Origin of the sequence: Ruegeria sp. HKCCA5463, from assembly GCF_013034175.1 — a bacterium.
Classification (GTDB): Bacteria; Pseudomonadota; Alphaproteobacteria; order Rhodobacterales; family Rhodobacteraceae; genus Ruegeria.
This window is the reverse complement of sequence record NZ_WQFL01000004.1, coordinates 329,268-353,309: the sequence shown is the minus strand read 5'-3', so window position 1 is coordinate 353,309 and position 24,042 is coordinate 329,268. Positions and strand designations below refer to the sequence as shown.

At 57.8% G+C, this 24,042-nt stretch carries 21 protein-coding genes and 2 pseudogenes; 7 read left to right on the top strand and 16 right to left on the bottom strand.

The genetic code is table 11. The annotated features are described in order from the left end of the window. The first annotated feature begins 241 nt into the window (after positions 1-241). Positions 242-834: pseudogene (locus GOW09_RS11580) on the top strand (transposase). A 234-nt stretch (positions 835-1,068) separates the two neighbouring features. Further along, positions 1,069-2,769: an aspartate-alanine antiporter gene (gene aspT, locus GOW09_RS11575; protein ID WP_171118436.1), complete on the top strand. Its 1,701-nt coding sequence runs from the start codon at positions 1,069-1,071 to the stop codon at positions 2,767-2,769. Positions 2,770-2,886: 117 nt separating this feature from the next. Here aspT and GOW09_RS11570 read toward each other — a convergent pair whose 3' ends face one another. The 13 genes and pseudogenes from GOW09_RS11570 to GOW09_RS11510 all read right to left on the bottom strand — a co-directional run bounded on the left by GOW09_RS11570 (position 2,887) and on the right by GOW09_RS11510 (position 14,265). After that, the gene (locus GOW09_RS11570; protein WP_171118434.1) at positions 2,887-4,518 is read right to left on the bottom strand and encodes a bifunctional aspartate transaminase/aspartate 4-decarboxylase; all 1,632 of its coding nucleotides are present in this window, start codon (positions 4,516-4,518) and stop codon (positions 2,887-2,889) included. Positions 4,519-4,773: 255 nt separating this feature from the next. Next, a pseudogene (locus GOW09_RS11565) lies at positions 4,774-5,099 on the bottom strand (transposase); the annotation flags it as partial. 15 nt (positions 5,100-5,114) lie between these two features. Next, entirely contained in the window at positions 5,115-5,876 is a 762-nt protein-coding gene (locus tag GOW09_RS11560; protein ID WP_171118430.1) for a Phenylacetic acid catabolic protein, read from the bottom strand. Positions 5,877-5,889: 13 nt separating this feature from the next. Further along, entirely contained in the window at positions 5,890-6,963 is a 1,074-nt protein-coding gene (gene paaE / locus GOW09_RS11555; RefSeq protein ID WP_171118428.1) for a 1,2-phenylacetyl-CoA epoxidase subunit PaaE, read from the bottom strand. 13 nt (positions 6,964-6,976) lie between these two features. Further along, the gene (gene paaD / locus GOW09_RS11550) at positions 6,977-7,435 is read right to left on the bottom strand and encodes a 1,2-phenylacetyl-CoA epoxidase subunit PaaD (protein ID WP_171118426.1); all 459 of its coding nucleotides are present in this window, start codon (positions 7,433-7,435) and stop codon (positions 6,977-6,979) included. Between the two features lie 6 nt (positions 7,436-7,441). Next, on the bottom strand, positions 7,442-8,200 hold the full coding sequence (gene paaC / locus GOW09_RS11545; RefSeq protein WP_152460124.1) for a 1,2-phenylacetyl-CoA epoxidase subunit PaaC: 759 nt from the start codon (positions 8,198-8,200) through the stop codon (positions 7,442-7,444). Further along, entirely contained in the window at positions 8,200-8,484 is a 285-nt protein-coding gene (paaB, locus tag GOW09_RS11540) for a 1,2-phenylacetyl-CoA epoxidase subunit PaaB (RefSeq protein ID WP_171118424.1), read from the bottom strand. The genes paaC and paaB overlap by 1 nt, the downstream gene beginning before the upstream one ends. A gap of 23 nt (positions 8,485-8,507) precedes the next feature. Beyond that, on the bottom strand, positions 8,508-9,485 hold the full coding sequence (gene paaA / locus GOW09_RS11535) for a 1,2-phenylacetyl-CoA epoxidase subunit PaaA (protein ID WP_171118422.1): 978 nt from the start codon (positions 9,483-9,485) through the stop codon (positions 8,508-8,510). A 15-nt stretch (positions 9,486-9,500) separates the two neighbouring features. Further along, positions 9,501-10,703 carry a 3-oxoadipyl-CoA thiolase gene (gene pcaF / locus GOW09_RS11530; protein ID WP_171118420.1) on the bottom strand — a complete coding sequence of 401 codons (1,203 nt, stop codon included), beginning with the start codon at positions 10,701-10,703 and terminating at the stop codon, positions 9,501-9,503. A 234-nt stretch (positions 10,704-10,937) separates the two neighbouring features. After that, on the bottom strand, positions 10,938-11,753 hold the full coding sequence (locus GOW09_RS11525; protein ID WP_171118418.1) for a PaaX family transcriptional regulator C-terminal domain-containing protein: 816 nt from the start codon (positions 11,751-11,753) through the stop codon (positions 10,938-10,940). Positions 11,754-11,843: 90 nt separating this feature from the next. Next, positions 11,844-12,953, bottom strand: a complete 1,110-nt coding sequence (locus GOW09_RS22855; RefSeq protein ID WP_171118416.1) for a sterol desaturase family protein — start codon at positions 12,951-12,953, stop codon at positions 11,844-11,846. Positions 12,954-13,051: 98 nt separating this feature from the next. Beyond that, positions 13,052-13,264: a hypothetical protein gene (locus GOW09_RS11515; protein ID WP_171118414.1), complete on the bottom strand. Its 213-nt coding sequence runs from the start codon at positions 13,262-13,264 to the stop codon at positions 13,052-13,054. 35 nt (positions 13,265-13,299) lie between these two features. Further along, a complete protein-coding gene (locus GOW09_RS11510; protein ID WP_171118412.1) occupies positions 13,300-14,265 on the bottom strand; it encodes an NAD(P)-dependent oxidoreductase in 966 nt (321 codons plus the stop codon). Between the two features lie 132 nt (positions 14,266-14,397). Between GOW09_RS11510 and GOW09_RS11505 the strand changes: the two genes are divergently transcribed. Beyond that, positions 14,398-15,273, top strand: a complete 876-nt coding sequence (locus tag GOW09_RS11505; protein ID WP_171118410.1) for a LysR family transcriptional regulator — start codon at positions 14,398-14,400, stop codon at positions 15,271-15,273. Between the two features lie 44 nt (positions 15,274-15,317). Here the strand turns inward: GOW09_RS11505 and GOW09_RS11500 are convergent, their stop codons facing one another. Beyond that, positions 15,318-16,223: a LysR family transcriptional regulator gene (locus GOW09_RS11500; protein ID WP_253284247.1), complete on the bottom strand. Its 906-nt coding sequence runs from the start codon at positions 16,221-16,223 to the stop codon at positions 15,318-15,320. A gap of 89 nt (positions 16,224-16,312) precedes the next feature. On the opposite strand from GOW09_RS11500, the gene GOW09_RS11495 reads away from it, so the two are divergent. From GOW09_RS11495 to GOW09_RS11480, 4 genes are read left to right on the top strand one after another with little or no spacing between them, the layout of a single operon-like run. Continuing rightward, positions 16,313-17,488 (top strand): pyridoxal phosphate-dependent aminotransferase, encoded by a 1,176-nt coding sequence (locus GOW09_RS11495; RefSeq protein ID WP_171118408.1) that lies wholly within the window; start codon positions 16,313-16,315, stop codon positions 17,486-17,488. Then, on the top strand, positions 17,485-18,687 hold the full coding sequence (locus GOW09_RS11490) for an acyl-CoA dehydrogenase (RefSeq protein WP_152460114.1): 1,203 nt from the start codon (positions 17,485-17,487) through the stop codon (positions 18,685-18,687). Before GOW09_RS11495 ends, GOW09_RS11490 begins: the two co-directional genes overlap by 4 nt. An 11-nt stretch (positions 18,688-18,698) precedes the next feature. Beyond that, a complete protein-coding gene (locus GOW09_RS11485) occupies positions 18,699-20,888 on the top strand; it encodes a thiamine pyrophosphate-dependent enzyme (protein WP_171118406.1) in 2,190 nt (729 codons plus the stop codon). Next, positions 20,885-21,922, top strand: coding sequence for an ACP S-malonyltransferase (locus GOW09_RS11480; RefSeq protein WP_171118403.1), 1,038 nt, complete (start codon positions 20,885-20,887; stop codon positions 21,920-21,922). The genes GOW09_RS11485 and GOW09_RS11480 overlap by 4 nt, the downstream gene beginning before the upstream one ends. A 97-nt stretch (positions 21,923-22,019) precedes the next feature. Here the strand turns inward: GOW09_RS11480 and GOW09_RS11475 are convergent, their stop codons facing one another. After that, positions 22,020-22,892: an amidohydrolase gene (locus GOW09_RS11475; RefSeq protein WP_171118401.1), complete on the bottom strand. Its 873-nt coding sequence runs from the start codon at positions 22,890-22,892 to the stop codon at positions 22,020-22,022. Further along, on the bottom strand, positions 22,889-23,902 hold the full coding sequence (locus tag GOW09_RS11470) for a nuclear transport factor 2 family protein (RefSeq protein ID WP_171118399.1): 1,014 nt from the start codon (positions 23,900-23,902) through the stop codon (positions 22,889-22,891). The genes GOW09_RS11475 and GOW09_RS11470 overlap by 4 nt, the downstream gene beginning before the upstream one ends. Positions 23,903-24,042: the final 140 nt, after the last annotated feature.

Here is a 24,042-nt window from a genome sequence, read left to right as displayed (position 1 = left end):
TCGCCCGCCAGCGCCCGAAACCATCATACCAATGGATCGCAGGCCGACAATGCACTAACAATCAATTTGGACCAGTCAGATGAGGCTGCTCAACAGGGCGGATCAACTCCCAGACCGAAAAATTCGGCGGCTACTTCACATATAATGCCATGATGCATCCGTATTCACTGCGCGGCACGGTTCACGGCTTGAAAAACGAAGCGGTGACACACGTCATTTTTTCTGGTTGACCGGCGCGCAGATGGCTAGGCATGCCCCCTTCTTCGTGAAGTCGCATGGCGGGCCTCGGGTTGATGACAAACCGGTGTTACGCAGGATTATCTTCATCAACTGCAATGGTTCGCGGTGGCGCGATACTCCCGAGGAATACAGAACTCACAAGACGCTTAACAGCCGGTGGAAGCGTTGGTGCAAGAAGGGTATCTTCGCCCGGATGCTGGCCGAACTGGTTGCCGGGCACGGCGAAAGGAAGACCACGATCCCCTGCCGGGCAATGGACGCGACTTATCTCATCGCACACGGCACCGAGACCAGTATGGCCGAAAAAAGGGGGGCGTGGCCGCCTGATCGGGCGCACCAAGGGCGGCATGAATACCAAGCTGATGCCCGCCTGCGATGGCCAGGATTGCCCGATCAACCTGTTCGTGACCGCCGGGAGCGACAGTGATTACATCGACGCCCGGGCTCTGCTCAGTAGCATCCCAAATGTGGATTGGCTGCTTGGGGAACGTGGCCGTGATGCCAGTCAAGGAAGACAAGCGCCGCAACTGCATCGAGACTATGTTTGGCGGGCTTAAGAATTGGAGGCGTGCGGCAAACCGCCATCACCGTTGATCCGGGGTCTTCCAATCAGCGACCGCACTCAAAGAAACCGTCATCCACTGACTGGGAATCCTCGCCCAAGTACATTAGCTCTTTTTCGAAACCTTTCCGCCGGAATAGAGATGCGAAGCGCTGTGCTCTTAAATCCTCGCGCTACGTCAGTCACATTGTTTTTTTGTTTTCAATATAGTTAGTCACTGTATCTTGATCGGAACGACCCTGAAGAGAGACGCAGGAGATTTCAAAATGGAATTGATTTCTGAGCAGCTTCGTACCTTCCCGATTATGGCGCTGTTTCTTTGTCTGGGCTTAGGTTATGGCGTTGGAAAGTTCAGGGTCGGCAAGTTCGAACTTGGTGGCATCGCCGGAACCCTTTTGGTGGCCGTTCTTGTAGGTCAAATCGGGGGCATTAACCTAAGCACCGATGTCCAGAATATTTTCTTCTCTCTCTTCATTTTTATGGTCGGCTATAATGGTGGCCCTCAATTTTTTGCAGCTCTGAACCGAACCGCACTTACCAAGTTACTGGCTGCATTTATGATGACTGTCTGGGGACTTTTCTTTGTGGTGGTCGTCGCCCGTTTGGCTGGGTTGGACAAAGGGTTGGCCGCTGGGCTGGCTGCAGGAGGGCTTACGCAATCCGCAATCATTGGTACCGCTGGAAATGCCATCGACCTGCTTGGGCTGGCCGCTGACGAAGCGGAAAAGCTCAAAACCAACATCGCCGTGGGATATTCAGTCACTTACATCTTCGGCTCGATCGGGCCAATTTTGGCGGTGAGTGTCATTCCAATTATAATGCGCGTGGATCTGCGTAAAGAGGCGATTAAGCTGGCCCAAAAACTCAGCGGAGGTGGCCGCAAACTGGAAGAAGGCGAGTTCCTCCCAATGAACCGCTTTAACGCCCGTGCCTATCAGGTAGGTTCCGACGCCTCGATCGCAGGAAAGTCAGTTAAATCCATCGAAAACACTTACGACGGCGACCTGATCGTCGAGAAACTTCTGCATGAAGGTGCGCCGTTAGATCCAAAACCGGACATGATTATCAGCCCAGGAGACGTCATCGTTGTATCGGGGCTTGTTACAACCCTGACCCGGTTCGAAGGTAGTGCAAGCGGAGAAATTGGTGAGTACCCACCTGAATTGACGGTGGTGGAAGAACGTCGAAATGTTGTTGTCACTAATCGGAAACTGACAGGTAAAACTCTTGCCGAATTGCGCGAAGCCCTAACAGCCGATCAACGACGCGGCGTTCACATCTCAAAAATTACCCGAATGGGTCACGAAGTGCCGGTGCTGCAAAATACAGAAATTCATGCAGGCGATGAGATCTGCATCGTCGGCCACAAAGACGACTTGAACCGTGCGGCAAAAGAGGCGGGATATGTACCGCCATTGGCGTCGGCCACAAATTTCATCGCGCTGGGGATTGGTGTGGCAATTGGCTATTTGATTGGCGAAATTAGCTTCGTGATCGCTGGAACCAAAGTGTCGCTCGGCTCGGGCCTTGGGTGCCTCGTGACAGGGTTGATAATCGGGTATTTGCGTATTCGCCGACCCAAGATCGGCGGGATCAACCATGGGGCCGCAAATTTTCTGCAGAGTTTCGGATTGGCGGTATTCGTCGGGGTTGTTGGTTTGAATGCCGGTAAGCCTGCTCTGGAAGCAATTCAACAGTACGGCGTTACCCTGCTTCTGTTGGGAGTCCTGGTTACAATGATGCCAATGATTGTTCAATTCCCAATTAACTACTATGTCTTGCGCATCAAAAACCCGGTCGAAGCCTGCGCGGTTGTTACCGGGTCCCGGTCCGGGAACCCGGGGTTTGCAACGTTGCTTGAAAAGGCAGGGAACTCCACCCCTACGCCAGCGTTTACTATGACCTATGCGGTTGCAAATATCTTTTTGACGCTCTGGGGCCCGCTCGTTGTGGCGTTTGTACCGTAAGTCGCTTCAGAATTACCTCAACTTTCGAACGCGACCATGTGGCATGCGGCTAGGGCATGACCCGCTGAGAAGACAGGCTGATAGTTTGGGTCGCCTGCGTCCTCAGCGGCCATGTCTTTAACCGTGCAACGGCAATCCTTTAGACGCGCGATAAGCCTGCACATATCCAACGGCCACAGCCCGTACAGCACGACCGATCTGGCGATAGGCGCTGTCGTCCAAATTGGCGAAAGACACGCGTGCAGACCAGTTGGGCGCATCAAAACCGGACCCGTTCAACAGCACGATCCCGTGGTCCTGTGCCAGTTTGAACGAGATATCCAACGGGTGAACGTTTTCCTTGATCCATTCAACCACATCTTCGCCGACGTATTTCCGCAGCCAGAACTCAAAATCTATGATGCCATAATACTTGTCAAACAACGGGTTGTCGGCGACTTCAACGCCCAATCCGTCGACCAGTTCATCAAAACGGTGCTTCAAGATACCCCAACAGAATTTCTGATAAACTTTCTCTTGGTCCATCAATTCAACAAGCGAGAATAATGTCATCATCACTTGTTGTGGCACCGACAGACCCGCAGTGTGATTTAGTGCGACATCCCGGCTGTCGGCGACAATCCGATCAATGAACTTGAACGAGGACGGGTCGGGGGTCAGCGATTCATACCGGGCGTTCACCACAGCTTTGGTCTCGTCCGGTGCCTCAGCAATCATCTTGTCGAAGATGTTGTTCTCGGCCACCAGAATTGCGCCCAGACGCCAGCCCGTGCAACCGAAATACTTCGAGTAGGAGTAAACCCCGATCGTGTTTTCAGGAAGATGCCCCATCACCGATTGAAAGTCAGGTACGAAGGTGCCGTAGACATCATCTGTCAATATGATCAGGTCAGGACGGCGGGTTTTAACGAAGTCCACAAGTCGGGTCATGACTTCGGGGCTGATCGCGACAGAGGATGGATTCCCTGGGTTGACCAAGAACAGCGCTTTGACTTTGGGATCGGCCAACAGTTCAAAATCGTTGTCGTTAAGTTGAAAATGATCTTCTTCAGCAGAAGACACATCCACAGTATTCAACCCGTAATCTTCAAGCACTGGCATCTCCAGATAAGGCGTGAAGATCGGCGTGCCCAATGCAATTGTGTCGCCTGCATTAAGCAACCGCTGGTTCTTGAGTGCCTTGAAAATATAGCACATCGCAGCAGTTCCGCCCTCTACTGCGTAGATATCGAACTTTGCGTCGGGCCGATGGCCTGCGCACATTGCCCACATCACGTATTCGTGGACGATCGCCTCATTGTGTTCCAAGCACCTGTCCGGCATCGGGTAGTGGTCGCCAATGATACCGTCGGTCAATTCGAGTACGAAATCGTCTGCTGTGAAACCAAATTTTTCAATCGCAAAGTCCACCACGGCCACCAAAGTATCTGCGCCTGGAGGACCGTTTTTTTCCGACGTGTCGGCGCAGTATGCCTTGAGCCGTTCGTAACATCCCGGCCCTTGTGGCATACCGGCTAGTCCAACTTGTGGTTCATTGCGATGTCGCTGTGCTTCGGTCATCGCGAACTGACCCAAAAGGAAGAACGCCTCTCTCGCCTTGGTAGCGATCCAATTTGGGTTGCCGCGCCCTGCGTTCAAATATGGCAGCGCCATTTGGCGCGACTCACTCTGCGCCAGCTTTATGAGTTCGTCTTTGATCTGGAAAGGACTTAGGTTCTCGAACTTATGCAGGTCCAGCGTTTCTGCCATGGCATCAAACCTTTGCGTTAGAACAATCGAAAGAATTCAACCGGATCGTATGCAAGGTGATGTGCAAATGTAAACAGAACTATCAGAATGGAGCGACCGACGAAAAGAAAACCATGAACTTCAAAACAGGCTCTGGGGTCGCGATTCCTAACCAGTAAACGACGGTTGCTGCGGGTGCGATCGCTGATTGGAAGATCCTGGAACAGGTCGCGCCTATTGCCCAACAGGGTAGCACGCCAATGATGTCACGAGAGGGATCATCACAGTCTTCTTCTTCTCGCCCTGCCCGGCAACAAGGCCGGCCAACATTCGGGCGAAGATACCTTTCTCGCACCAACGCTTTCTCCGGCTGTAAAGCGAGTTGTACGCTCTGTTTTTTTGGGAGTGTCGCGCCACCGCGAACCATTGCGATTGATGAAGATAGTCCCGCTTAATACCCGTTTGTCATCAGCCCGAGGCGTGGCACGCGACTCCGCTAAGAAGGGGGCGAGCCTGGCCACCTGCTCGTCGGTCAACCAGAAAGGATCACGCGTGTCACCGCTCTGTTTTCTAGGACGTGAACCCTGAAGTGCCGTGAAAATGGATGCATCGTGGCACTATGAAGGTGATTTCAAACCCAGCTGTTTCAGAGCTTCGTCCGCTGACCGAGCCCAACGTTCCCGAAGGGCAGCGTTGGTGCTATGGCGCAAACCAAGTGATCTCAGATGCTCAAATCGGTTCGGGTCATCCCTCCCGAAAGACACTGCTACGCGTGGCCACCAATAGTCCACAGCATCTTGCATGTCTTGCGACGCTCCGTTTTCAACCAGCTTCACAGCGCCTTCCAACGCCAGTTCGCCGTGATGCGCCTCGATCGGTGCGATCTGCCGGAAAGCCTCGGCCAGTGGCTGGTAAGAGACGGTCGAGAACTCCGCCAGTTGCTCTGCCACGGCACGGCTCATCAGCAGGTTCATGACGACGGCATCAGTCCAACCGGAAATCGGATAATTGAACACCGCAAGCCGCATGTCATGTTCGCTGCGGGTCGCGCCGATATCCGCTTTTCGATCCAACCGGGCAGTCCACGGGTGATGCGTGGCATAACGATCCGTGTCGGCGCCGAACTCACCCATGATTTTCAGAACCCTGTCCGCATGGTCCGTCTTTTCCAACACGATCTTCGCCGCCGCGATGCGTTCCTTTATGCCGGGGCCCTTGTTGATGACATCAGCAAACCCTGCGGCACCTGCGAGTTCGCTGTCTACAAACGTAGCCATCAGTTTCATCAGCTCGGCGCGGTAACGCGGCGGTACGTTGGTCGGATTGGTCAGCACTCCGCCTGCGGCCAGATAGCTGTCAAGTGTCATGGCGTCGGTCATTGATCCTCTCCCTTTACTGGTCGTAGTCCACGACCACGCGGTCGGTCACCGGGTAAGCCTGACAACTCAGCACGTAACCTTTTTCGACCTCGTAATCTTCCAGCGCGTGATTGGCGAGCATCTCGACTTCGCCCTCAAGAACACGGCAGCGGCAGGTTGAACAGACCCCGGCCTTGCAGGCGTAAGGTGCGTCCATGGCGTTCTCCAGGGCGGCATCCAGAATGGACTGATCCTTCGGCAAGGTGACGGTCTGCGTCGCGCCGTCCAGTGTGATCGAAGCACTGGTCTGGTTTGCCTGCGTGCCGGCGTCGGCGGCGTCTGTCTTGCGCCTGGCCCGACCCGGCTGGGCGCTTGCGAAGAGTTCGAACTTGATCTGGCTGTCTTCAAGTCCGTGTTCCCGCAGAGCGGCGGCAATACCCAGCATCATCGGCTCTGGTCCGCAAATGAATGCGGTGTCTGCATTCTTGACATCGATCCAGTGCTTGAACAGCTCGCGGCATTTTTCCTGCGTTACCAAACCGGTGAACAGGTCAATCTCCTGCGCGTCGGTTTCCAGAATGTGGATGACGTTCAGCCGACCCATATAGAGGTTCTTCAGATCCTCCAGTTCCTCACGGAACATGATCGTGTTGATGCCCTTGTTGGCATAGATCAGCGTAAATCGGGATTTGGGTTCGCGGGCCAACGTAGTTTTGAGGATCGACAGAACAGGCGTGATCCCCGATCCGCCGGCGAAGCCAACGTATTGTTTTTCCGCATCCGCATCGATGGGCACGTGAAAATTGCCCATAGGCGGCATCGCCTGCACGACGTCACCTATGTTGAGGTCCTCATTTGCCCAGCTTGAGAATGCGCCACCCTCGACACGTTTTATGCCAACCTGAAGAACACCGTCATCCTTGCCGGCACAGATGGAGTAGGAGCGGCGCAGTTCTTCGCCGTCGAATTTGCGCCGGAAAGTCAGGTACTGGCCGGCGGCGAAGTCGAACTGTTCCGCTGCGCCGTTAACGGGTTCAAGCGTAACGACAACCGCATCGCGGATGGTTTTGTGGATGTCGGTGACTTTCAGGTCGTGAAAACGTGCCATCCGGTGCTCCTCCTCAGATGCACTTGAAATAGTCAAAGGGTTCCAGACAGTCCGCGCAGCGCCAATGGGCCTTGCACGGGGTCGAGCCGAACTGGCTGACCTTTTCGACTGCTTTGCTGCCGCAATGGGGGCAGCGATCCGGGCCGCCCGCGGGTTGCGGCGGCGCAATGCCATAATCTTCCAGCTTGGCGCGGCCTTTTTCGCTGAGCCAATCGGTGGTCCAGGCGGGTGAAATGCTGGTTTCTATGCGCAGATCTCCGATGCCGTGATCGCGCAAGGCGGTTTCGATATCCATACTGATGATGGATGTCGCCGGGCAACCGGAATACGTTGGCGTGACGGTTACGACCAGCGTGTCAGCGTCCCAGCGCACATCGCGCACAATGCCCAAATCCACGACGGAAATCACCGGGATTTCTGGATCGGGCACGGCATCCAGCCAGCTCCATATCTGGTCAGTCGAGACCCGCATCCGCTTTTACCACTTTGCTCCGGGATAGGCGCGTTGCAGCCATTGCATCTGAGTCAGCAGATGGCCCAGATGTTCGGTATGCATGCGCCCGTCGCGGCCACCTTTATGGGCAAAACGGCTTTCCGGAATGGTCAGCGTCGCCTGATTGAGGACCCGCTCAACCAGAGCGTCGTATTCCTCTCGCAAATCCGCCGGGTTCGGCGCGATCCCTGCGGCGACCATCTGGGCGTCCACCTCGTCGCTGGCAAACATCTCGCCCACATAGGGCCACAGGTAATCTAGTGCGTCCTGCATCCGGGCATGACTTTCCTCGGTTCCATCACCAAGCCCGACAACCGTGTCGCCCGAACGTTCCAGATGGTAGGTCACTTCCTTGCTGGCCTTGGCGGCGATTGCCGCGACCCGCTCGTCCGAGGAAGCCATCAGGCGCCCCAGCATGATCGAGTGCCACGCATCGAACAGGAATTGACGCATCAGCGTACGGCCGAAATCGCCGTTCGGCACCTCGACCAGCAACACGTTGCGGAAATCCCAGGCGTCGCGCAGGAAGGCCAGATCGTCGGCGCTTTTGCCACCATCCGCCTCTCCGGCAAGGCCCAGCCACATCTGGGTCTGGCCAATCAGGTCCAGCGCAGTGTTGGCCAGCGCTATGTCTTCTTCCAGAACCGGCGCATGGCCGCACCACTCACTGACACGATGGCCGAGGATCAGGGTGTTGTCCCCCATCCGCAGCAGGAATTGCAGAAATGCCTCGTCCCGGGTCATCACATTGCCCCCACTTCATCGGGAATGTCGAAGAAAGTTGGGTGGCGGTAAACTTTGCTTTGGCTCGGTTCGTACAGCGGGCCTTTGTCGCTGGGCGACGACGCCGAGATGTTGTTGGCTTCGACCACCCAGATCGAGACGCCTTCGTTGCGGCGGGTGTAGACATCGCGCGCGTTCTTGATTGCCATTTCCGCGTCAGGGGCATGTAGCGAACCGACATGTCGGTGGCTCATCCCATGCTGACCGCGGATGAAGATTTCCCACAGGGGCCATTCGGTATTCATCGGGTATCCTCCTCAGGGTAAGCTTATTCAGCAGCCAGATTGCCGGCCTGTTTCTTGCGGGCGTGGGCCAGCAGCCCGTCACGGACCCACTTGCCGTCGTCCCATGCCTTGTTGCGCGCGGCCAGCCGATCCACGTTGCACGGGCCGTTGCCTTTGATCACGTCAAAGAATTCCGACCAGTCGGGTTCGGTAAAGTCGTAATGCCCCCGCTCTTCGTTCCACTTCAGATCCGGATCAGGGATTGTCAGACCCAGATATTCAGCCTGCGGCACGGTCTGGTCGACGAATTTCTGGCGCAGCTCATCATTGGTGTTGATCTTGATCTTCCACGCCATCGACTGGGCCGAATGCACCGAGTCCTTGTCGGAGGGGCCGAACATCATCAGTGACGGGTACCAGAAGCGGTTCATCGCATCCTGCGCCATCTTGCGTTGCTCGGGCGTACCTTCGGCCATTTTGCGAATGGCATCGTAACCCTGGCGCTGGTGAAAGCTTTCTTCCTTGCAGATGCGGATCATGGCGCGCGAATACGGCCCGTAGGACGTTCTTTGCAGCGGCACCTGGTTCATGATCGCCGCCCCGTCAACCAGCCACCCGACGGCACCGATATCGGCCCAGTTCAAGGTCGGGTAATTGAAGATCGACGAATATTTCATGCGGCCATCCAGCAGCATCTCGGTCAGTTCATCGCGGCTGACACCCAACGTTTCGGCGGCACAATACAGGTAAAGACCGTGCCCGGCCTCGTCCTGCACCTTGGCGAGAAGGATCGCCTTCCGCTCCAGCGTCGGCGCGCGCGTGATCCAGTTGCCTTCGGGCAATTGGCCCACAATCTCGGAATGAGCGTGCTGTCCAATCTGACGGATCAGCGTCTTCCGATACCCGTGCGGCATCCAGTCCTTTGGCTCGATCTTGATATCCGCGTCGATCCGCGCCTGGAATTCAGCAAGCTTGTCCGGATCTTCATTCGACGCTTCGGATTCTACCATCTGAGCATACATGTCCCGTCTCCTCCGTTACACGCGTTCAAGTATAAGGGCCGCACCCTGCCCGACACCCACACACATGGTGCACAGGGCATAGCGCCCGCCGGTACGTTTCAATTGATAGGCCGCGGTCAGCACAAGACGCGCACCGCTCATGCCAAGGGGATGGCCCAGCGCTATTGCGCCACCGTTGGGGTTCACGTGGGGCGCGTCGTCGGGAAGACCCAGCTCGCGCAAAGTGGCAAGGCCCTGAGACGCAAACGCCTCGTTCAGTTCGATCACGTCCATCTGATCCACGCTCAGCCCTGCCCGGGCCAACACCTTGCGGCTGGCCGGCACCGGGCCGATGCCCATCACACGTGGTGCAACACCCGCAACCGACATGCCAACCACACGGGCCATCGGGGTCAGGCCGTTCTTGGCTGCTGCGGCCTCATTCGCCATCAGGATCGCCGCCGCGCCATCATTCACACCGGACGCATTCCCCGCCGTCACGGTTTTGTCGGGCCCGTTCACACCTTTCAGACCCGCGAGTTTTTCTGCCGTAGTTCCCGGGCGCGGGTGCTCGTCCGTATCAACGACAATCGGATCACCCTTGCGCTGGGGAACCGAAACCGGGGTGATTTCGTCCTTGAACACCCCAGCCGCATGCGCGGCGGCCCAGCGGGACTGGCTGCGCGCGGCAAAGGCATCCTGGTCTTCCCGGCTGATACCATAATCTTCGGCGACATTGTCGGCCGTTTGCGGCATGGAGTCGACGCCGTATGCCTGCTTCATCTTCGGGTTCACGAAACGCCATCCGATCGTGGTGTCGTAAACCGCGTTGCTGCGAGTGAACGCCGAACTTGCCTTGGGCATCACGAACGGCGCGCGTGACATGCTTTCCACGCCACCAGCAATGACCAAATCATAGTCGCCCGCCTTGATGCCGCGCGCCGCCATTCCCACGGCGTCCATGCCGCTGGCACACAGACGGTTCACCGTCGTTCCCGGCACATCAATCGGTAAACCCGCCAACAGCGCCGCCATACGCGCAACGTTTCGGTTGCTCTCGCCCGCCTGATTGGCATCGCCATAGATCACGTCGTCAACACTGGCCCAGTCGACCTGAGGGTTGCGCGCCTTCAATGCCGCCAACGGCAGAGCAGCCAGATCATCTGTGCGGACCGACGAAAACGCTCCTCCGTAGCGTCCGATCGGAGTGCGCGTCGCGTCACAAATGAAAGCGTCCATCTTAGAGTACTCCTGTTCCCACGGAACAATATCAACCGTCTGGTCGGTTAATAAATCTTCCCCTGATTCGATGCAAGTCTTATGTTACTCAATCTTCTCATGTATCGCACATCTTGTAACATTAAAGGTGACTGCTGACCAAAGAGGTTTTCTTGACTGCAAAAAAGACGACGCAGCCCTTCTTAACAATGGCAGGACATCCAGCAGCTCGCCCGAACTTTGCACCGCTGTGGGTCAGTCCATCAGCTCGGCTTCCAAGCTCGATAGCGAGGGGCGCGGCAGCCTGTCCAACAAGTGTGAGACAGCTTCTCTGCACGCGGCGCCTTTCCAGTCGTCCGGCAGGAAAACCGGTGGCAGGCTTGGGTGGCGCAGAACGATACGTCGCCAGGCATGCACCACCAGTACGCGCAGAACCGCCGACCGCATCGGATCGCCCGCCCCCTCTGCGGGCAAAAGCCGCTCAACCACCTGAATGGCATCCCAGAACTGATCATAGGCGGTTTTCAACGGCTCCGGCCCGCACAGGTCTCGAAGCCAGTTCGGGACGGACATCGTGTCGCTCTCGAAACCCAGAAGCTCTTCAAGATCATGCGGCATCGGCCCGGGCGCCATGGCCGTCGACGCATTCAGCGAGAAGTAATCCCCTGTCAGCATCAGGTCCGACAATTCCTTTCGGGAACTTTCCGAGTTGCTGGCGATGAGGACATGCCAGATATCCGGCATGTTCGGGTCGCGGGAATAGATACGTGGTGCGGCTGCAACGCTTTGACGGCGGCCAAAGCTGGTCAGCCTGTGCACACTGTTCCGACCGACCCGCGTGCTTTCAATCCAGCCTTCCTTGCGCAACCGATGCAACGCAACACGCGTGGCCTCGGCCCTGATCCCCGCCAGACGCGTAAGCGCGGTGATTAGTGATCCACTGATCTGATCTGATCCATCCTGCGCCAGATCGCCGAAAATCGTGACCAGAACAGACCACACCCGCTGGGTGCTTGTCGTGGTCAGCCGGCTGACACAGGTTTCAAACCAGTCTGGAGCGGTATCTTTCATTTGCCCAGTATAATCGGGCCCGAAGGAAATGCCATCCGGCCCCACGCGCCCAGTTTCGTTCAGGGTCAGGATTTCGCCAACGGGGTCGGTTCAGTCAAGCGTTGTCGGGCAAGACAAACGATCGACCGAGGCAGCGCCATCTGCGCGCGCGTCGCGTTGCCTGCCGCTCTGTTTGGCGTGCATGTCACGTTTGCGGTTGCGAGTCCGTTTCGTGGCCTCTTCCGAGCCATCATGATAGGTTCCGAACCACTTGTCCCAGGGCATTTCCGCGTTGCCGTAATTGCATTCGTAATACCGGTGATGCAATTGGTGGAAAAACGCCCCGATCAACAACGCCTGACGGTCGCGCGCCCAGATGGCCTCGTACCCGGAATGAGACGAGGCGGCGCCCAACATCAGCCAATACCCCAGAAAGATCATGTGCACCGGGTTGCTGGGCAGTACCAGCACGATCAGGATGGCACTGAGGTACCCCAAAGCCTCGACCGGATGCATCGACATGCCCGACCATGGGCCGGTGTTGACGTTGCGGTGATGCACGGCGTGAACATGTCTGTAGATGAATGGCTGGTGCAGAAACAGATGCACAACGTAGAAATGAAAGCTCTGCCAGATCGCCAGGATCGGAAACAGCAGCACGAACCAGACCGGATGTACAGCGAAGCTGAGCGTGGCGATGTAATTGTTGGCGTACATCCAGCGCAGAAAGCACTCCAGCATCGACAGGAATGTCGCGCCAAAGACCATCGAATGGTAGATGTTGTCCCAGGTCTGATAGCCGAACTTGAACAGTGCATTCTTGCGCTTCATGTAAGGCCGTGGGTCGTATTTCAGCAGCTTTCCCTGCCCGTCAACGCCGTAGAACCACATGTGCAGACCACCGGCGACGATCAACAGCAGCACCCAGTTCCGAATGAATACCCATGACATCCAGCCCGGGGCAAACGAGGCCTGCCCGGCATCGACGGGTTGTACCCAGAAGGCCACAAGGAAGGCCAAGGCCAGAAAGATCGAGCGGTCCGAGAACTGAAGCCAGTTCTGCCAAACCCATTTCGCCAGGATGCCGATTTTCGGCGGCCAGTTCCAGTACGGGGCGTATTTCACCGGCAAGTCCGGGTGCCAATGCCATTCGCGGCTCATGGGGCCGCGCTCGGGGTTTGCCTTGGTGGTGTCCTGAGGGTTCGCGTCTTGGGTCGTCACGTGATTGTCCTTTCCTGAATAAAGTCGCCTTTTTCAGGACCAGGCCGGAGGCGGCTCGTAAGGATATTTGCGTGATGGCCGGCGATAAATGATGTGACCTATTCGTGGAACGGGCGGTGGTTATCGAGCGCCTTGCGCAACCTGCCCCGCCCATCCGGTTTCTTGCGGACACCGGCAGCGGAAAGCGAACCGTTCCCCTCAGAAACGGCGGCACGAAAAACGGCCAGACGTTCCAGCCGATTTGCTTCAGGCGTGGTGCAGGATCCCCTCATGTCGGCGAATGTAACGGCGCAAGAATGATGATCCGCCATACTATAGATCCGTTTCCTGCCCGCCGCGCACCGCCCTATTCGGCGGCCTTCAGGTCAGATCCTTGCGGGATCACTTCGTAACCGGGCTCTTCGGGTTCATCGTCCAGCATTTCCGATGGGAACCCCGGCGCGCGAACATCCAGCCCGGTTTTGTCTTCGAGCCGGCGGATGATGTTGGGGGAAAACTCACGAGGTCCGTATTTCTCGATCCCGTCCTTGAAAATCTCGATCATCAGCGGATTGATCTCCAGCGGCACCCCGGCGCGATCCGCCACCTCCTGAAACAGGCCGATATCCTTCAACACCAGGTCCATCGTGAACGAGATATCGCGAGATCCGTTTAGGATGACCTGACTTTCGGTTTCATGCACGAAGGATGTTCCCGAACTGATCTTCATTGCCTCATACGCCGTATTCAAATCCATTCCGGCGGCCTTGGCAACGACAAGCGCCTCTGAACAGGTGATCAGGTTTGCAGTGGCCAGATAGTTGGTCAGCACTTTCAGTACCGAAGCAGATCCCAGTTCACCGGTATGAAGGATGCGACGCCCCATCGTGGTCAGAAAGGGCAGAATACGTTCGAACGTGGCGCGATCACATCCGGCAAAAATCGAAATGTTGCCGGTATCCGCCCGATGACACCCCCCCGAGACCGGACAATCGACGGCAGCGCCACCGCGTTCCTTCACCATCGCACCCAGACGCTTGACCTCTGCTTCATCCGTGGTGGACATCTCCATCCAGATTTTGCCCGCGGTCACTTCGGGCAGCATGTCCTCCATCACAGCGTCCGAAGCCGCCGGAGAGGGCAGGCAGGTGATCACCGCATCACAATCCCGCATCAGTTGTGCCGGATTCTCGGCAGCCTTTGCCCCGCGGTCGACGAAACCTGACACCAGGTCAGAGTTCAGATCATGTACGGTCAGATCAACGCCATTGCGCAGCAAACTGCCACTGAGTTTCCCGCCGACATTTCCAAGGCCGATAAATCCAACTTTCATACCTGCGTTCCCTTTCCGGTGGCCAATCAGAGGACCAGCGCTGTTTTTCCCTGATGAAATCTACGGGCGTTGAATGCAGCATGTAAAACGAATAAATATCGCCAGTATCCATAAAATTTTTTGGTGCTGGAAATGTCAAAATCGCCCAATCTGGTCTGGCTGCGGTCTTTTGACTGTGCCGCACGGCATATGAACTTTACTGCTGCGGCAGAAGAGCTTGGCATCACACAGACGGCCCTGAGCCTGCACGTCCGCTCATTGGAAGCACAGCTGGGCTGCCCTTTGTTCTTTCGTGCCGCGCGCAACCTCAGCCTGACAGAGGTCGGGCAGGCGTATGCGTTTTCAGTTCGGCGTGCCTTGGGCGATATCGACCTGTCAACCGCAAGCCTGTTTGGCTCCAGTCACAAGCACGAGCTGGTCGTGCGCGCGCCGATTTCCACAGCCAGCTTGTTCCTTGCCGGCAGATTGCCCGAGTTTTCACGCGCACACCCGGGTGTATCGATCAGGTTGGTTTCAAATATCTGGGCAGAATCCGCGGGCAGGGAAAACGTCGATGTCGAGCTGCGTTTGGGAAACGGGGAATGGAACGACGGGCCGTTCAGCAAGATCTCGGATGAGCGTATCGTTCCGGTTGCAGCCGGATCACGAGATCGGAAATGGCCTTCGACGGAAGAACTGCTGGTCAAACCCCAGATACAGATTTTGGGATTTCAGGACATGTGGCACCGGTATTTTTCCGCTTTCGGCACAGAATATTCTCCTGCGGCGTCTTGCTTCACCGTGGACACGACAATTGCCGCCGTGGACATCGTGGCGGAAGGTGGAGGTTACGCGGTAATCCTTGAGCGCTTTGCCAGAACCGCAATCAAGGCCGGAAGGTCCATCGCGATAGTCGGGAACCCCATTCCAATCGAACAGAGCCATTTCCTTGTCGATGGTCAGAGATCGAACGCGAACTCTGCTGCAAAACAGATGTTTGAAACCTGGCTAAAACAGATTTTCGCCTGAGACGTGCCTGCGGGCAATGAGTTCGATCTTCTGTATTTGACCAGTTACGCGCGTGCCCGCGTCTGCTTGCTGATCCAGTTTGCAAAAACTTGAACGGCGTCGTTCTTCTGACCTGTTGGCGTCGCGATGTAATAGGCGCTGTTCGACGTGTTGGCGATCTGGCCGATTTCGGTCAGAACGCCGGACGCCAGCTCTTCTTCAATCAAATACGAGGGCAGAATGGCGGCACCCAAACCGACGACGGCGGCCTCGATCAGCATCGAGAACTGATCAAACCGCATCCCCGGAAAAACCGCTCCCGGATCCAGCCCGATCTGAGAGTGATAGGTAGACCACAGCTCGGGGCGCGAGGTCAGATGTAAAAGCGGAAGCTCGAAGGTTTGCGCGCGGGTGTCCAGCCTGTGACGTCTCAGCAGCGCGGGTGCTGCCGTGACCACCAGATGCTCGGGGAACAACCTGCGCAATTGCGCGCCCGGCCAATCCTCCTGCCCGAAATGGATGGCCAGATCCATACGTCGTTCTTCAAGGCTGAAAGGCGTCGTGTAAGAGTGCAGATCCAGTTCGATCCCGGGATGACGCGTTTTGAAATCCGGCAGGCGCGGCACCAACCACCGTGTCGCAAAGGTGGGCAGGACGGCCAGGGTCAAAAGCGACGCACCGTCTCCGGCTGCAATCGCACGGTTGATCGTACCACTGAGACGTTCAAGATCACCTGCCAGCTCGTCCCGCAAGGCCCGCCCCGCTTTGGAAAGGCGCACTGCGCGTCCAACCCGCCGAAACAGCGTAACGCCAATCGCGGCCTCAAGCTCTCGGACCTGGCGGCTGATCGCGCTTTGCGTCACGCCAAGCTCTTCGGCCGCCATGGTATAGCTTTCATGGCGCGCGGCGGCTTCGAAACTGCGCATAAGGGCCAGCGATGGCAGTGAGTTGATCCGGGGCATGGAACTCATGAGTTTTAGTCACTGAAAAGATACTCATTGGCGTATTTTTCTCAAGTGACTTTGTGGCTAAAACCGAACCTGTTTGCAGAGGAAGGTTCATGGTGTTCCAGCGCGCTGACCGGTTGAACGGTATCGAATTGTCGGAAATCGTCCAGATCTCAGAGGCCGCCGCCCGCCTGCGCACCCAAGGGCGTGATATTCTGGCGCTGTCAACCGGCGAACCGGACCTGCCGACGCCGCCCCATGTGGTCGAAGCTGCGCATTCAGCGGCACTGGAGAGCAAAACCAGGTACCCGCCCACTGCGGGTGTGCCTGAACTGCGCACGGAAATTGCCCGACAGGCAGGTGCCGAGATGGCTCAGGTCATCGTATCGACAGGCGCGAAACAGGTGATCGCAAATGCGATGCTGGCCAGCCTTAACCCCGGCGACGAGGTCATCATGCCCGCCCCCTATTGGACCAGCTATTCCGATATTGTCCGGATGGCAGGTGGGGTGCCGGTTGTTCTGCCTTGCCCGATGGAGCAGAGCTTCAAACTGCTGCCTGAACAATTGCAGGCCGCCATCACACCGCGCACGCGCTGGCTGATGCTGAATTCACCCTCGAACCCGTCGGGCGCGATTTACTCGAAGGAAGAACTTGCGGGGCTGGCAAAAGTGCTGGAGCGTCACTCGCAGGTCTGGGTTCTGGCCGATGAGATTTATCGCCATCTCAGCTTTGCACCTTTCACGTCCGCGGCCGAAGCCGCCCCGGCGCTGACCCATCGCATGCTGATCGTCAACGGTGTGGCCAAGGCGTGGTCGATGACCGGATGGCGCATCGGCTGGGGGATCGGACCGTCCGATCTGATAAGCGCCATGGTCGCTGTTCAGGGTCAGGTCACATCGGGGGCATGCTCGATCTCGCAATGGGCGTCGCTGGCCGCCATCACTTGCGACCCCGAGTTGCTGGAGGAGCGTCGCGCCCTCTTTGCCGCGCGCCGCGATCTGGTCGTCGACGGGTTGAACGCAGTACCCGGGCTGCGCTGTTCCACCCCGGACGGGGCGTTTTACGCCTTTCCGTCCTGCACTGGCCTGTTGAAGGAACAAGGCGGGCCATTTGACAGCGACGCGGAATTCTGCACGTGGTTGCTGGAAGATGCCGGCGTTGCCCTGGTGCCCGGCCGCGCCTTTGGGATGCCGGGCCATCTTCGCCTGTCATTCGCATATGCTGAAGATACAATTGCAGCGGGCCTTGCGCGTCTGAAAACCGCTGTGGAAAGGAAACTTGCATGAAACCTCAATCCGCCCCGCACCTTGGCCCTTTCACCTGGGACGATCCGTTCCTGTTGGAAGACCAGTTGGCCGAAGACGAACGCATGGTTCGTGACGCTGCGCATGCCTACGCGCAGGACAAGCTGCTGTCTCGGGTAACTGCCGCGTTTGCCAATGAAGAAACCGACCCGGCCATCTTTCGCGAGATGGGTGAGATGGGTTTGCTGGGAACAACCATTCCCGAGGAATACGGCGGCATTGGGTCCAGCTATGTGACCTATGGTCTGGTCGCGCGCGAGGTCGAGCGTGTGGACAGCGGCTATCGTTCGATGATGTCGGTGCAGTCCAGCCTGGTGATGTATCCGATCTACGCTTACGGCACCGAAGAGCAGCGCCAGAAGTACCTGCCCAAACTGGCAACCGGCGAATTTATCGGCTGCTTCGGGCTGACGGAACCCGATGCCGGTTCGGACCCCGGCTCGATGAAGACTGTCGCGAAGAAAACCGAGGGCGGCTATTTGCTGAACGGGTCGAAAATGTGGATCTCGAACGCCCCGATCGCCGATGTGTTCGTCGTTTGGGCTAAATCCGAGGCGCATGGCGGCAAGATCAAGGGCTTTGTTCTGGACAAGGGAACGGCTGGATTGTCGGCGCCCAAGATCGAAGGCAAGCTGTCCTTGCGCGCCTCGATCACCGGTGAGATCGTGATGAACAATGTCGAGGTCGGCGAGGACGCCCTGCTGCCCAACGTCGAAGGTTTGAAAGGCCCGTTCGGCTGTCTGAACCGTGCGCGTTACGGCATTGCCTGGGGGTCGATGGGCGCCGCCGAGGCGTGCTGGCACGCGGCCCGGCAATACGGGCTGGACCGCAAACAGTTCGGACGTCCGCTGGCGCAGACACAACTGTTCCAGCTGAAGCTTGCCAACATGCAGACCGAGATCACGCTGGGCCTGCAAGCCGCGCTGCGCGTGGGTCGCCTGATGGACGAGGCCCGCGCCGCGCCCGAGATGGTCAGCCTGATCAAACGGAACAATTGCGGCAAGGCGCTTGAGATCGCCCGTCATGCCCGCGACATGCATGGTGGCAACGGGATCAGTCAGGACTTTCACGTGATCCGCCACATGGTGAACCTTGAAACCGTCAACACCTATGAAGGCACCCATGATGTGCATGCCCTGATCCTTGGCCGTGCGCAGACAGGTCTGCAAGCCTTCGCCTAAGGACATCTGACATGGATCGCGCCGCAATCGTGCATGACAATTTCCTGCGCCGTGTTGCGGCGCGGGACTTTCCCGAAGGGTCCGCAGCGGCCGGGCCGCTGAGCGGTCATGAAGCCGTTGCGCTTTACAGGGCGCAATGCCTGAGCCGCGCGCTGGACCGGCAAAGCCGCGCGATGCAGAAGGCGGGCCAGGGGTTCTATACGATCGGGTCATCCGGGCATGAGGGCATGGCGGCCGTTGCCGCGGCCCTGCGCCCGACCGATCCGGCCTTTCTGCACTACCGCGATGCGGCCTTTCAGATTGCCCGGGCGGATCAGGTGCCGGGCCAAAGCCCGACATGGGATATTCTGCTGTCCTTTGCCTCGTCTTCCGAGGATCCGATCAGTGGCGGGCGTCACAAGGTTCTGGGATCGAAAGCGCTGTGCATTCCGCCGCAGACCTCGACCATCGCCAGCCATCTGCCGAAGGCGGTCGGCGCGGCATATGCCGTCGCCGCTGCACGGCGTCATCGCCCTGAACATGCAGACATGCCCGAGGATGCCATCGTCTATTGCTCGTTCGGGGATGCCTCGGCCAACCACTCCACCGCACAGGGCGCGTTCAACACGGCGCAGTGGACGTCCTTTCAATCTGTGCCTCTGCCCCTTCTGTTCTGCTGCGAAGACAACGGTATCGGTATCTCGACCAAAACGCCGAAAGGCTGGATCGCGGCCACATTCACCAACCGTCCGGGCCTGAAGTATTTCTCGTGCGACGGGTTGGATCTGTTCGACACCTATCGCGTTGCGCAACAGGCGGCCGACTATGTGCGCAGCCGCAGGAAACCTGCCTTCCTGCATGTTCGGACTGTTCGCCTGTACGGTCACGCCGGGGCCGATATGCCAACCACCTATATGCCAAAGGCCGAGGTTGAGGCCGAAGAGGCCAACGACCCGCTGCTGCATTCCGTGCGCCTGCTGGATCAGTGCGGCGCGATGAGCCCGGAACAGGCGCTGAGCGTCTACAATGATACCTGCGCCCGGGTCGCCCGCGTGGCCGATCAGGCCATCACACGCCCTCGCCTGCAAAACGCAACAGAGGTGATGGCCAGCCTGATCCCGCCGGCACGCCCCTGCGCGCCGACCAATGGCCCAACACCCGAGCGTCGGGCCGAGGTGTTCGGCGGCGATCTCAAGGCCCATTCCGAACCGCAGATCATGTCGCGATTGATCAACTGGGCACTGACCGATCTGATGCTGGAACACGGCGAGATCGTCATGATGGGCGAAGATGTCGGGCGCAAGGGCGGCGTTTACGGCGTGACCCAAAAGCTGCAAACACGGTTTGGCCCTGACCGGATGATCGACACGTTGCTGGACGAACAGTCGATCCTGGGCCTGGCGATCGGCATGGCCCAGAACGGGTTCACGCCAATGCCGGAAATCCAGTTTCTGGCCTATCTTCACAATGCCGAGGATCAGCTGCGAGGTGAGGCCGCCACCCTGCCCTTTTTCTCGAACGGTCAATACACCAACCCGATGGTCGTGCGCATTGCCGGGCTGGGGTATCAAAAAGGGTTTGGCGGACATTTCCACAATGACAACTCGGTCGCTGTATTGCGCGACATCCCGGGCCTGATCCTGGCCTGCCCGTCGAACGGTGCCGACGCCGCGCGGATGCTGCGTGAATGCGTGCGCCTGGCGCGTGAAGAACAGCGGCTGGTCGTTTTCCTCGAACCCATCGCCCTCTACCCGATGCGGGACCTGCACGAGGCCGGAGATGGCGGCTGGATGCAAACCTATCCCGACCCTTCTGAAAAGATCGGCTTCGGCGAGGTGGGCGTGGACGGTGACGGCAACGATCTGGCCATCGTCACCTTTGGAAACGGCGTCTATCTCAGCCATCAGGCGCGCACGGCCTTGCAGGCCGACGGGATCAAGACACGGATCATCGATATGCGCTGGTTGTCCCCTTTGCCCAAAGCGGCACTGACACAGGCCGTGACCGGGGCCGAACGCATCCTGATCGTCGACGAAACCCGCCACCATGGCGGCGTGGCCGAAGCTCTGATGGCGCATTTTCATGAAACAAGCGATGTGCCGCTGGCCCGCATCACCGCAGAAGACAGCTTTATCGCAACAGGCCCGGCCTATGCTGCGACCATGCCATCGAAGGACAGTATCGAAGCCGCCGCGCGATCCTTGATGGAGGCCGGCACATGAGTTCCGCCAAACAGACTGCCGTCGTCATCTGCCCTGGCCGCGGTACCTACAACAAACCAGAACTGGGTGTCTTGGGCCGGCAATTCAGCGACAAGGCCCTGTTGCGACGCTTTGATGACATGCGGCGCGCGCAGGGGCAAGACACGCTCAGCGAACTGGACGGTGCCGCCCGATATTCCATTGCCAGGCACACGCGCGGCGACAATGCATCTGCTTTGATCTATGCCGCGACTTTGGGCGATTTCCGCGCCATCAATCCTGACAAAATCGAAGTGGTTGCGGTGACGGGAAATTCGATGGGCTGGTATTCGGCGCTGGCCTGCGGCGGTGCGCTGTCCGCCGAAGGAGGGTTCGAGGTGGTCAACACCATGGGCACTCTGATGCAGGAAAACATGATCGGTGGACAATTGATCTATCCTTTCGTGGATGCCGACTGGCATCCTGACCAGGCCCGCAAGGCAGAGCTGCTTGCCTTGGTGGATGACATTGACCGAACCGATGCAACGCTGACCCTGTCGATTGATCTGGGCGGCATGTTGGTGCTTGCAGGCGATGACGCCGGTTTGGCGGCGTTCGAAAAGGCCGTACCGGTGGTTCAGGAACGTTTTCCCATGCGATTGGCCAACCATGCCGGGTTCCATTCGCATCTTCAGGCTCCGGTCTCGGCGCAGGGCCGCACGCAACTGAGCGCTGGCCTGTTTCGACAACCAGACCTGCCCCTGATCGACGGTCGTGGCCGGATATGGTGGCCCGGAGCTTGCGACCCGAATGCGCTTTGGGATTACACGTTGGGTCATCAGGTGACCGAGACTTATGATTTCACCCATGCCATCGCACAGGCCGCGCATGAGTTCGCACCGGATCTGTTCATTGTGACCGGTCCCGGCACCACGCTGGGCGGAGCCGTCGCACAAAGCCTGATCCTGACCAATTGGTCCGGACTGTCGGACAAGTCGACATTTCAGTCTCGCCAAAGAAACAGCCCGATTCTGTGTTCGATGGGAATGGATGATCAAAGGAAACAGGTGACATGAACCTGCGGGCCGCCGGTCAGCCTCAGAGCCGGCGCGCCGAGGTTGCCAAGCCGTTTCAGAAAACCGGTGCAGGAAGTCCGGTTTGTCATTTCCGTCGCTATTCAATGCGATAGAAACGTTCTGACGTGCCGCGAAAGACGTCGTCCAGCATCGCCCCCGGGATGAGCGTCTCATGCCGGGAAACGGTTTCCTTGTAGGTCGAGGTAAGGCTGTCGACCGGGAAATTCGATCCGAACATGCAGCGATCGGCGCCAAATTGCGACAGGCAGGTTGAAACGATCGGCGAGACGCTTTCAGCATGCCAGTTGTGGTCGAACATTCCCAGGCCGGAGAGTTTGCAAAAGACATGTGGCAGGTTTGACAAGGCCGTCAATTCATCTGCCCACCGTCGCAACCCTTGCGGGGTCCGGTCGTATGGCGAACCTGCGTGGCAAAGAGCGATCCGGGTCTCCGGGGCCTGTGCAAGGACATTCGCGGTTTGACTCATCAGCTCTGGCAGCAGTTGAAGATCAAAGGAAAGACCACGCGCGCCCAGTTGCTTCAGACCGGTCAAGAACTTTGGGTCTTCAAGTATCGCGTTCGTGCCAGTTGAGGCGTCTTCACCCGGAGCGCGGCCAATAATCTGACGAACGCCACGCACCGAAGGCAGGGTTTGAAGACGGTCGAGCTGTGCATCCAGATCATCCGAGGTCAGATCGCAGAATGCCACCTGCACCAGCGGCCAGTCAGGGAACTGGTCGGCAACGGATTGTACCGACTGCGCCTCGGCCCAGGGTTCAGCGGCGCCGACCTGAATGTGAACCGAAGCGCCGAACCCCATGGCTTCGGTGTCTGCGCGAAATTCCGGGAGCAAATAGTCCCGCTGGATGGAAGACGGATCGCCGAAAAATCGAACGATACCTTTCTCCATAAGCCAGGGGTAGTGCACGGACGAAAGGTCCCACAGGTGGTGATGCGCATCTATCCTCATGATGCTTCAATCCCGGTGGTGCGCGCCAGAATATCCACACCCTGCCCTTTCCAGAAATGCAGCAAGTCAATGAAGATCCAGTTTTCGGCCAGCTTGTCTTCGACGCGGCGATAGATATCGATCACCCTGAATTCGCCGGGTTTTCCGGTGGCTGGCATCCCCATGAAACCCCCTGTGGGCGTGGCAGTGAAGTTGGGCCATCCAAAGAAGCCACCGTAATGCCCTTCGGCCAGACGGCAGACGTGATTGGTCTTTGACCGGTCCGTGAAGGAGGCGCGAAACGGGCCAGAGTGTTGCCTGGCATAGCGTTCGATCGTGTAGGTCGCGCCAATTCCTTCGGGGCCCCACCAGATCATGTCCTGGTGCCACGTGCGCGCCAATTCTTCTTCCAGCGACAGTCCGCTGTCCCAACGGCCCAGATCCGCAATCATCGCGTTGATGACCGCCAGCGTTTTTTCGCCTTCGTCTGCGGGCTGCTCATCAAGCAGCAAACCATCATGGGTCCTTGGTCCGGGCTGAACCAGATGTGCCGCGGTCTGCGGGGGGAACGGATTCTGGCCAGCCTGGACCATCAAGTGCGGGATGTCGAAATACATCGCTGTTTCGACAATTCTGCCACCAGCCACTTTGTAGAACGCGCAATATCGCAGGAACGCCATCTTGCCGGTCGGGCGAATACCCAACCACGGTCGGTCGAACAGCCCCACCAGATGGCCCATGGCGACAACCCAAACGTCGGTTTCTTTCCGCAACGAGTTTTGCCCCGCAAACAGAATATCCACTCGGTTCTGCAAATGAGCAAGGCTGCCCTTCAGCGGCTGCCAGAATTTCCGGGCAACCTGTTCGGCGCCGTTGATTTCGTTGAACGGATGAAAGCCGCGCCACCTCGAATCCGAAGCGCAGAATTGGCTCATCACCTTCGGAGTTTCCGTCACTGCGGCGGATTCCAATGCGGTGTGAAACGCAGAGACTAGTTTTTTTTCTGTCTGAAAGTTCACGGTATTTACCATTGTAGTCAAAGTTTTGCGAGCGGCGCGAAGCCAGGTTGAGTCGGATTTCTCCGTTATTTTTGCATACGTATGCAAAAAAGTCTTGCCTGATTTGATACATGCGAATTACAGTTTTGCAAACGTATGCAAAACGATTCCTT

Coding starts and splice junctions, on each gene's coding strand:
- paaB (WP_171118424.1), bottom strand. CDS start 8,484: ATGAATACCGAATGGCCCCTGTGGGAAATCTTCATCCGCGGTCAGCAT.
- GOW09_RS11475 (WP_171118401.1), bottom strand. CDS start 22,892: ATGAGGATAGATGCGCATCACCACCTGTGGGACCTTTCGTCCGTGCAC.
- GOW09_RS11560 (WP_171118430.1), bottom strand. CDS start 5,876: ATGACCGACGCCATGACACTTGACAGCTATCTGGCCGCAGGCGGAGTG.
- GOW09_RS11570 (WP_171118434.1), bottom strand. CDS start 4,518: ATGGCAGAAACGCTGGACCTGCATAAGTTCGAGAACCTAAGTCCTTTC.
- GOW09_RS11470 (WP_171118399.1), bottom strand. CDS start 23,902: ATGGTAAATACCGTGAACTTTCAGACAGAAAAAAAACTAGTCTCTGCG.
- GOW09_RS11500 (WP_253284247.1), bottom strand. CDS start 16,223: ATGAGTTCCATGCCCCGGATCAACTCACTGCCATCGCTGGCCCTTATG.
- GOW09_RS11490 (WP_152460114.1), top strand. CDS start 17,485: ATGAAACCTCAATCCGCCCCGCACCTTGGCCCTTTCACCTGGGACGAT.
- GOW09_RS11515 (WP_171118414.1), bottom strand. CDS start 13,264: ATGGCGGATCATCATTCTTGCGCCGTTACATTCGCCGACATGAGGGGA.
- paaD (WP_171118426.1), bottom strand. CDS start 7,435: ATGCGGGTCTCGACTGACCAGATATGGAGCTGGCTGGATGCCGTGCCC.
- paaE (WP_171118428.1), bottom strand. CDS start 6,963: ATGGCACGTTTTCACGACCTGAAAGTCACCGACATCCACAAAACCATC.
- aspT (WP_171118436.1), top strand. CDS start 1,069: ATGGAATTGATTTCTGAGCAGCTTCGTACCTTCCCGATTATGGCGCTG.
- GOW09_RS11485 (WP_171118406.1), top strand. CDS start 18,699: ATGGATCGCGCCGCAATCGTGCATGACAATTTCCTGCGCCGTGTTGCG.
- pcaF (WP_171118420.1), bottom strand. CDS start 10,703: ATGGACGCTTTCATTTGTGACGCGACGCGCACTCCGATCGGACGCTAC.
- paaA (WP_171118422.1), bottom strand. CDS start 9,485: ATGTATGCTCAGATGGTAGAATCCGAAGCGTCGAATGAAGATCCGGAC.
- paaC (WP_152460124.1), bottom strand. CDS start 8,200: ATGACCCGGGACGAGGCATTTCTGCAATTCCTGCTGCGGATGGGGGAC.
- GOW09_RS11510 (WP_171118412.1), bottom strand. CDS start 14,265: ATGAAAGTTGGATTTATCGGCCTTGGAAATGTCGGCGGGAAACTCAGT.
- GOW09_RS11525 (WP_171118418.1), bottom strand. CDS start 11,753: ATGAAAGATACCGCTCCAGACTGGTTTGAAACCTGTGTCAGCCGGCTG.
- GOW09_RS11505 (WP_171118410.1), top strand. CDS start 14,398: ATGTCAAAATCGCCCAATCTGGTCTGGCTGCGGTCTTTTGACTGTGCC.
- GOW09_RS11495 (WP_171118408.1), top strand. CDS start 16,313: ATGGTGTTCCAGCGCGCTGACCGGTTGAACGGTATCGAATTGTCGGAA.
- GOW09_RS11480 (WP_171118403.1), top strand. CDS start 20,885: ATGAGTTCCGCCAAACAGACTGCCGTCGTCATCTGCCCTGGCCGCGGT.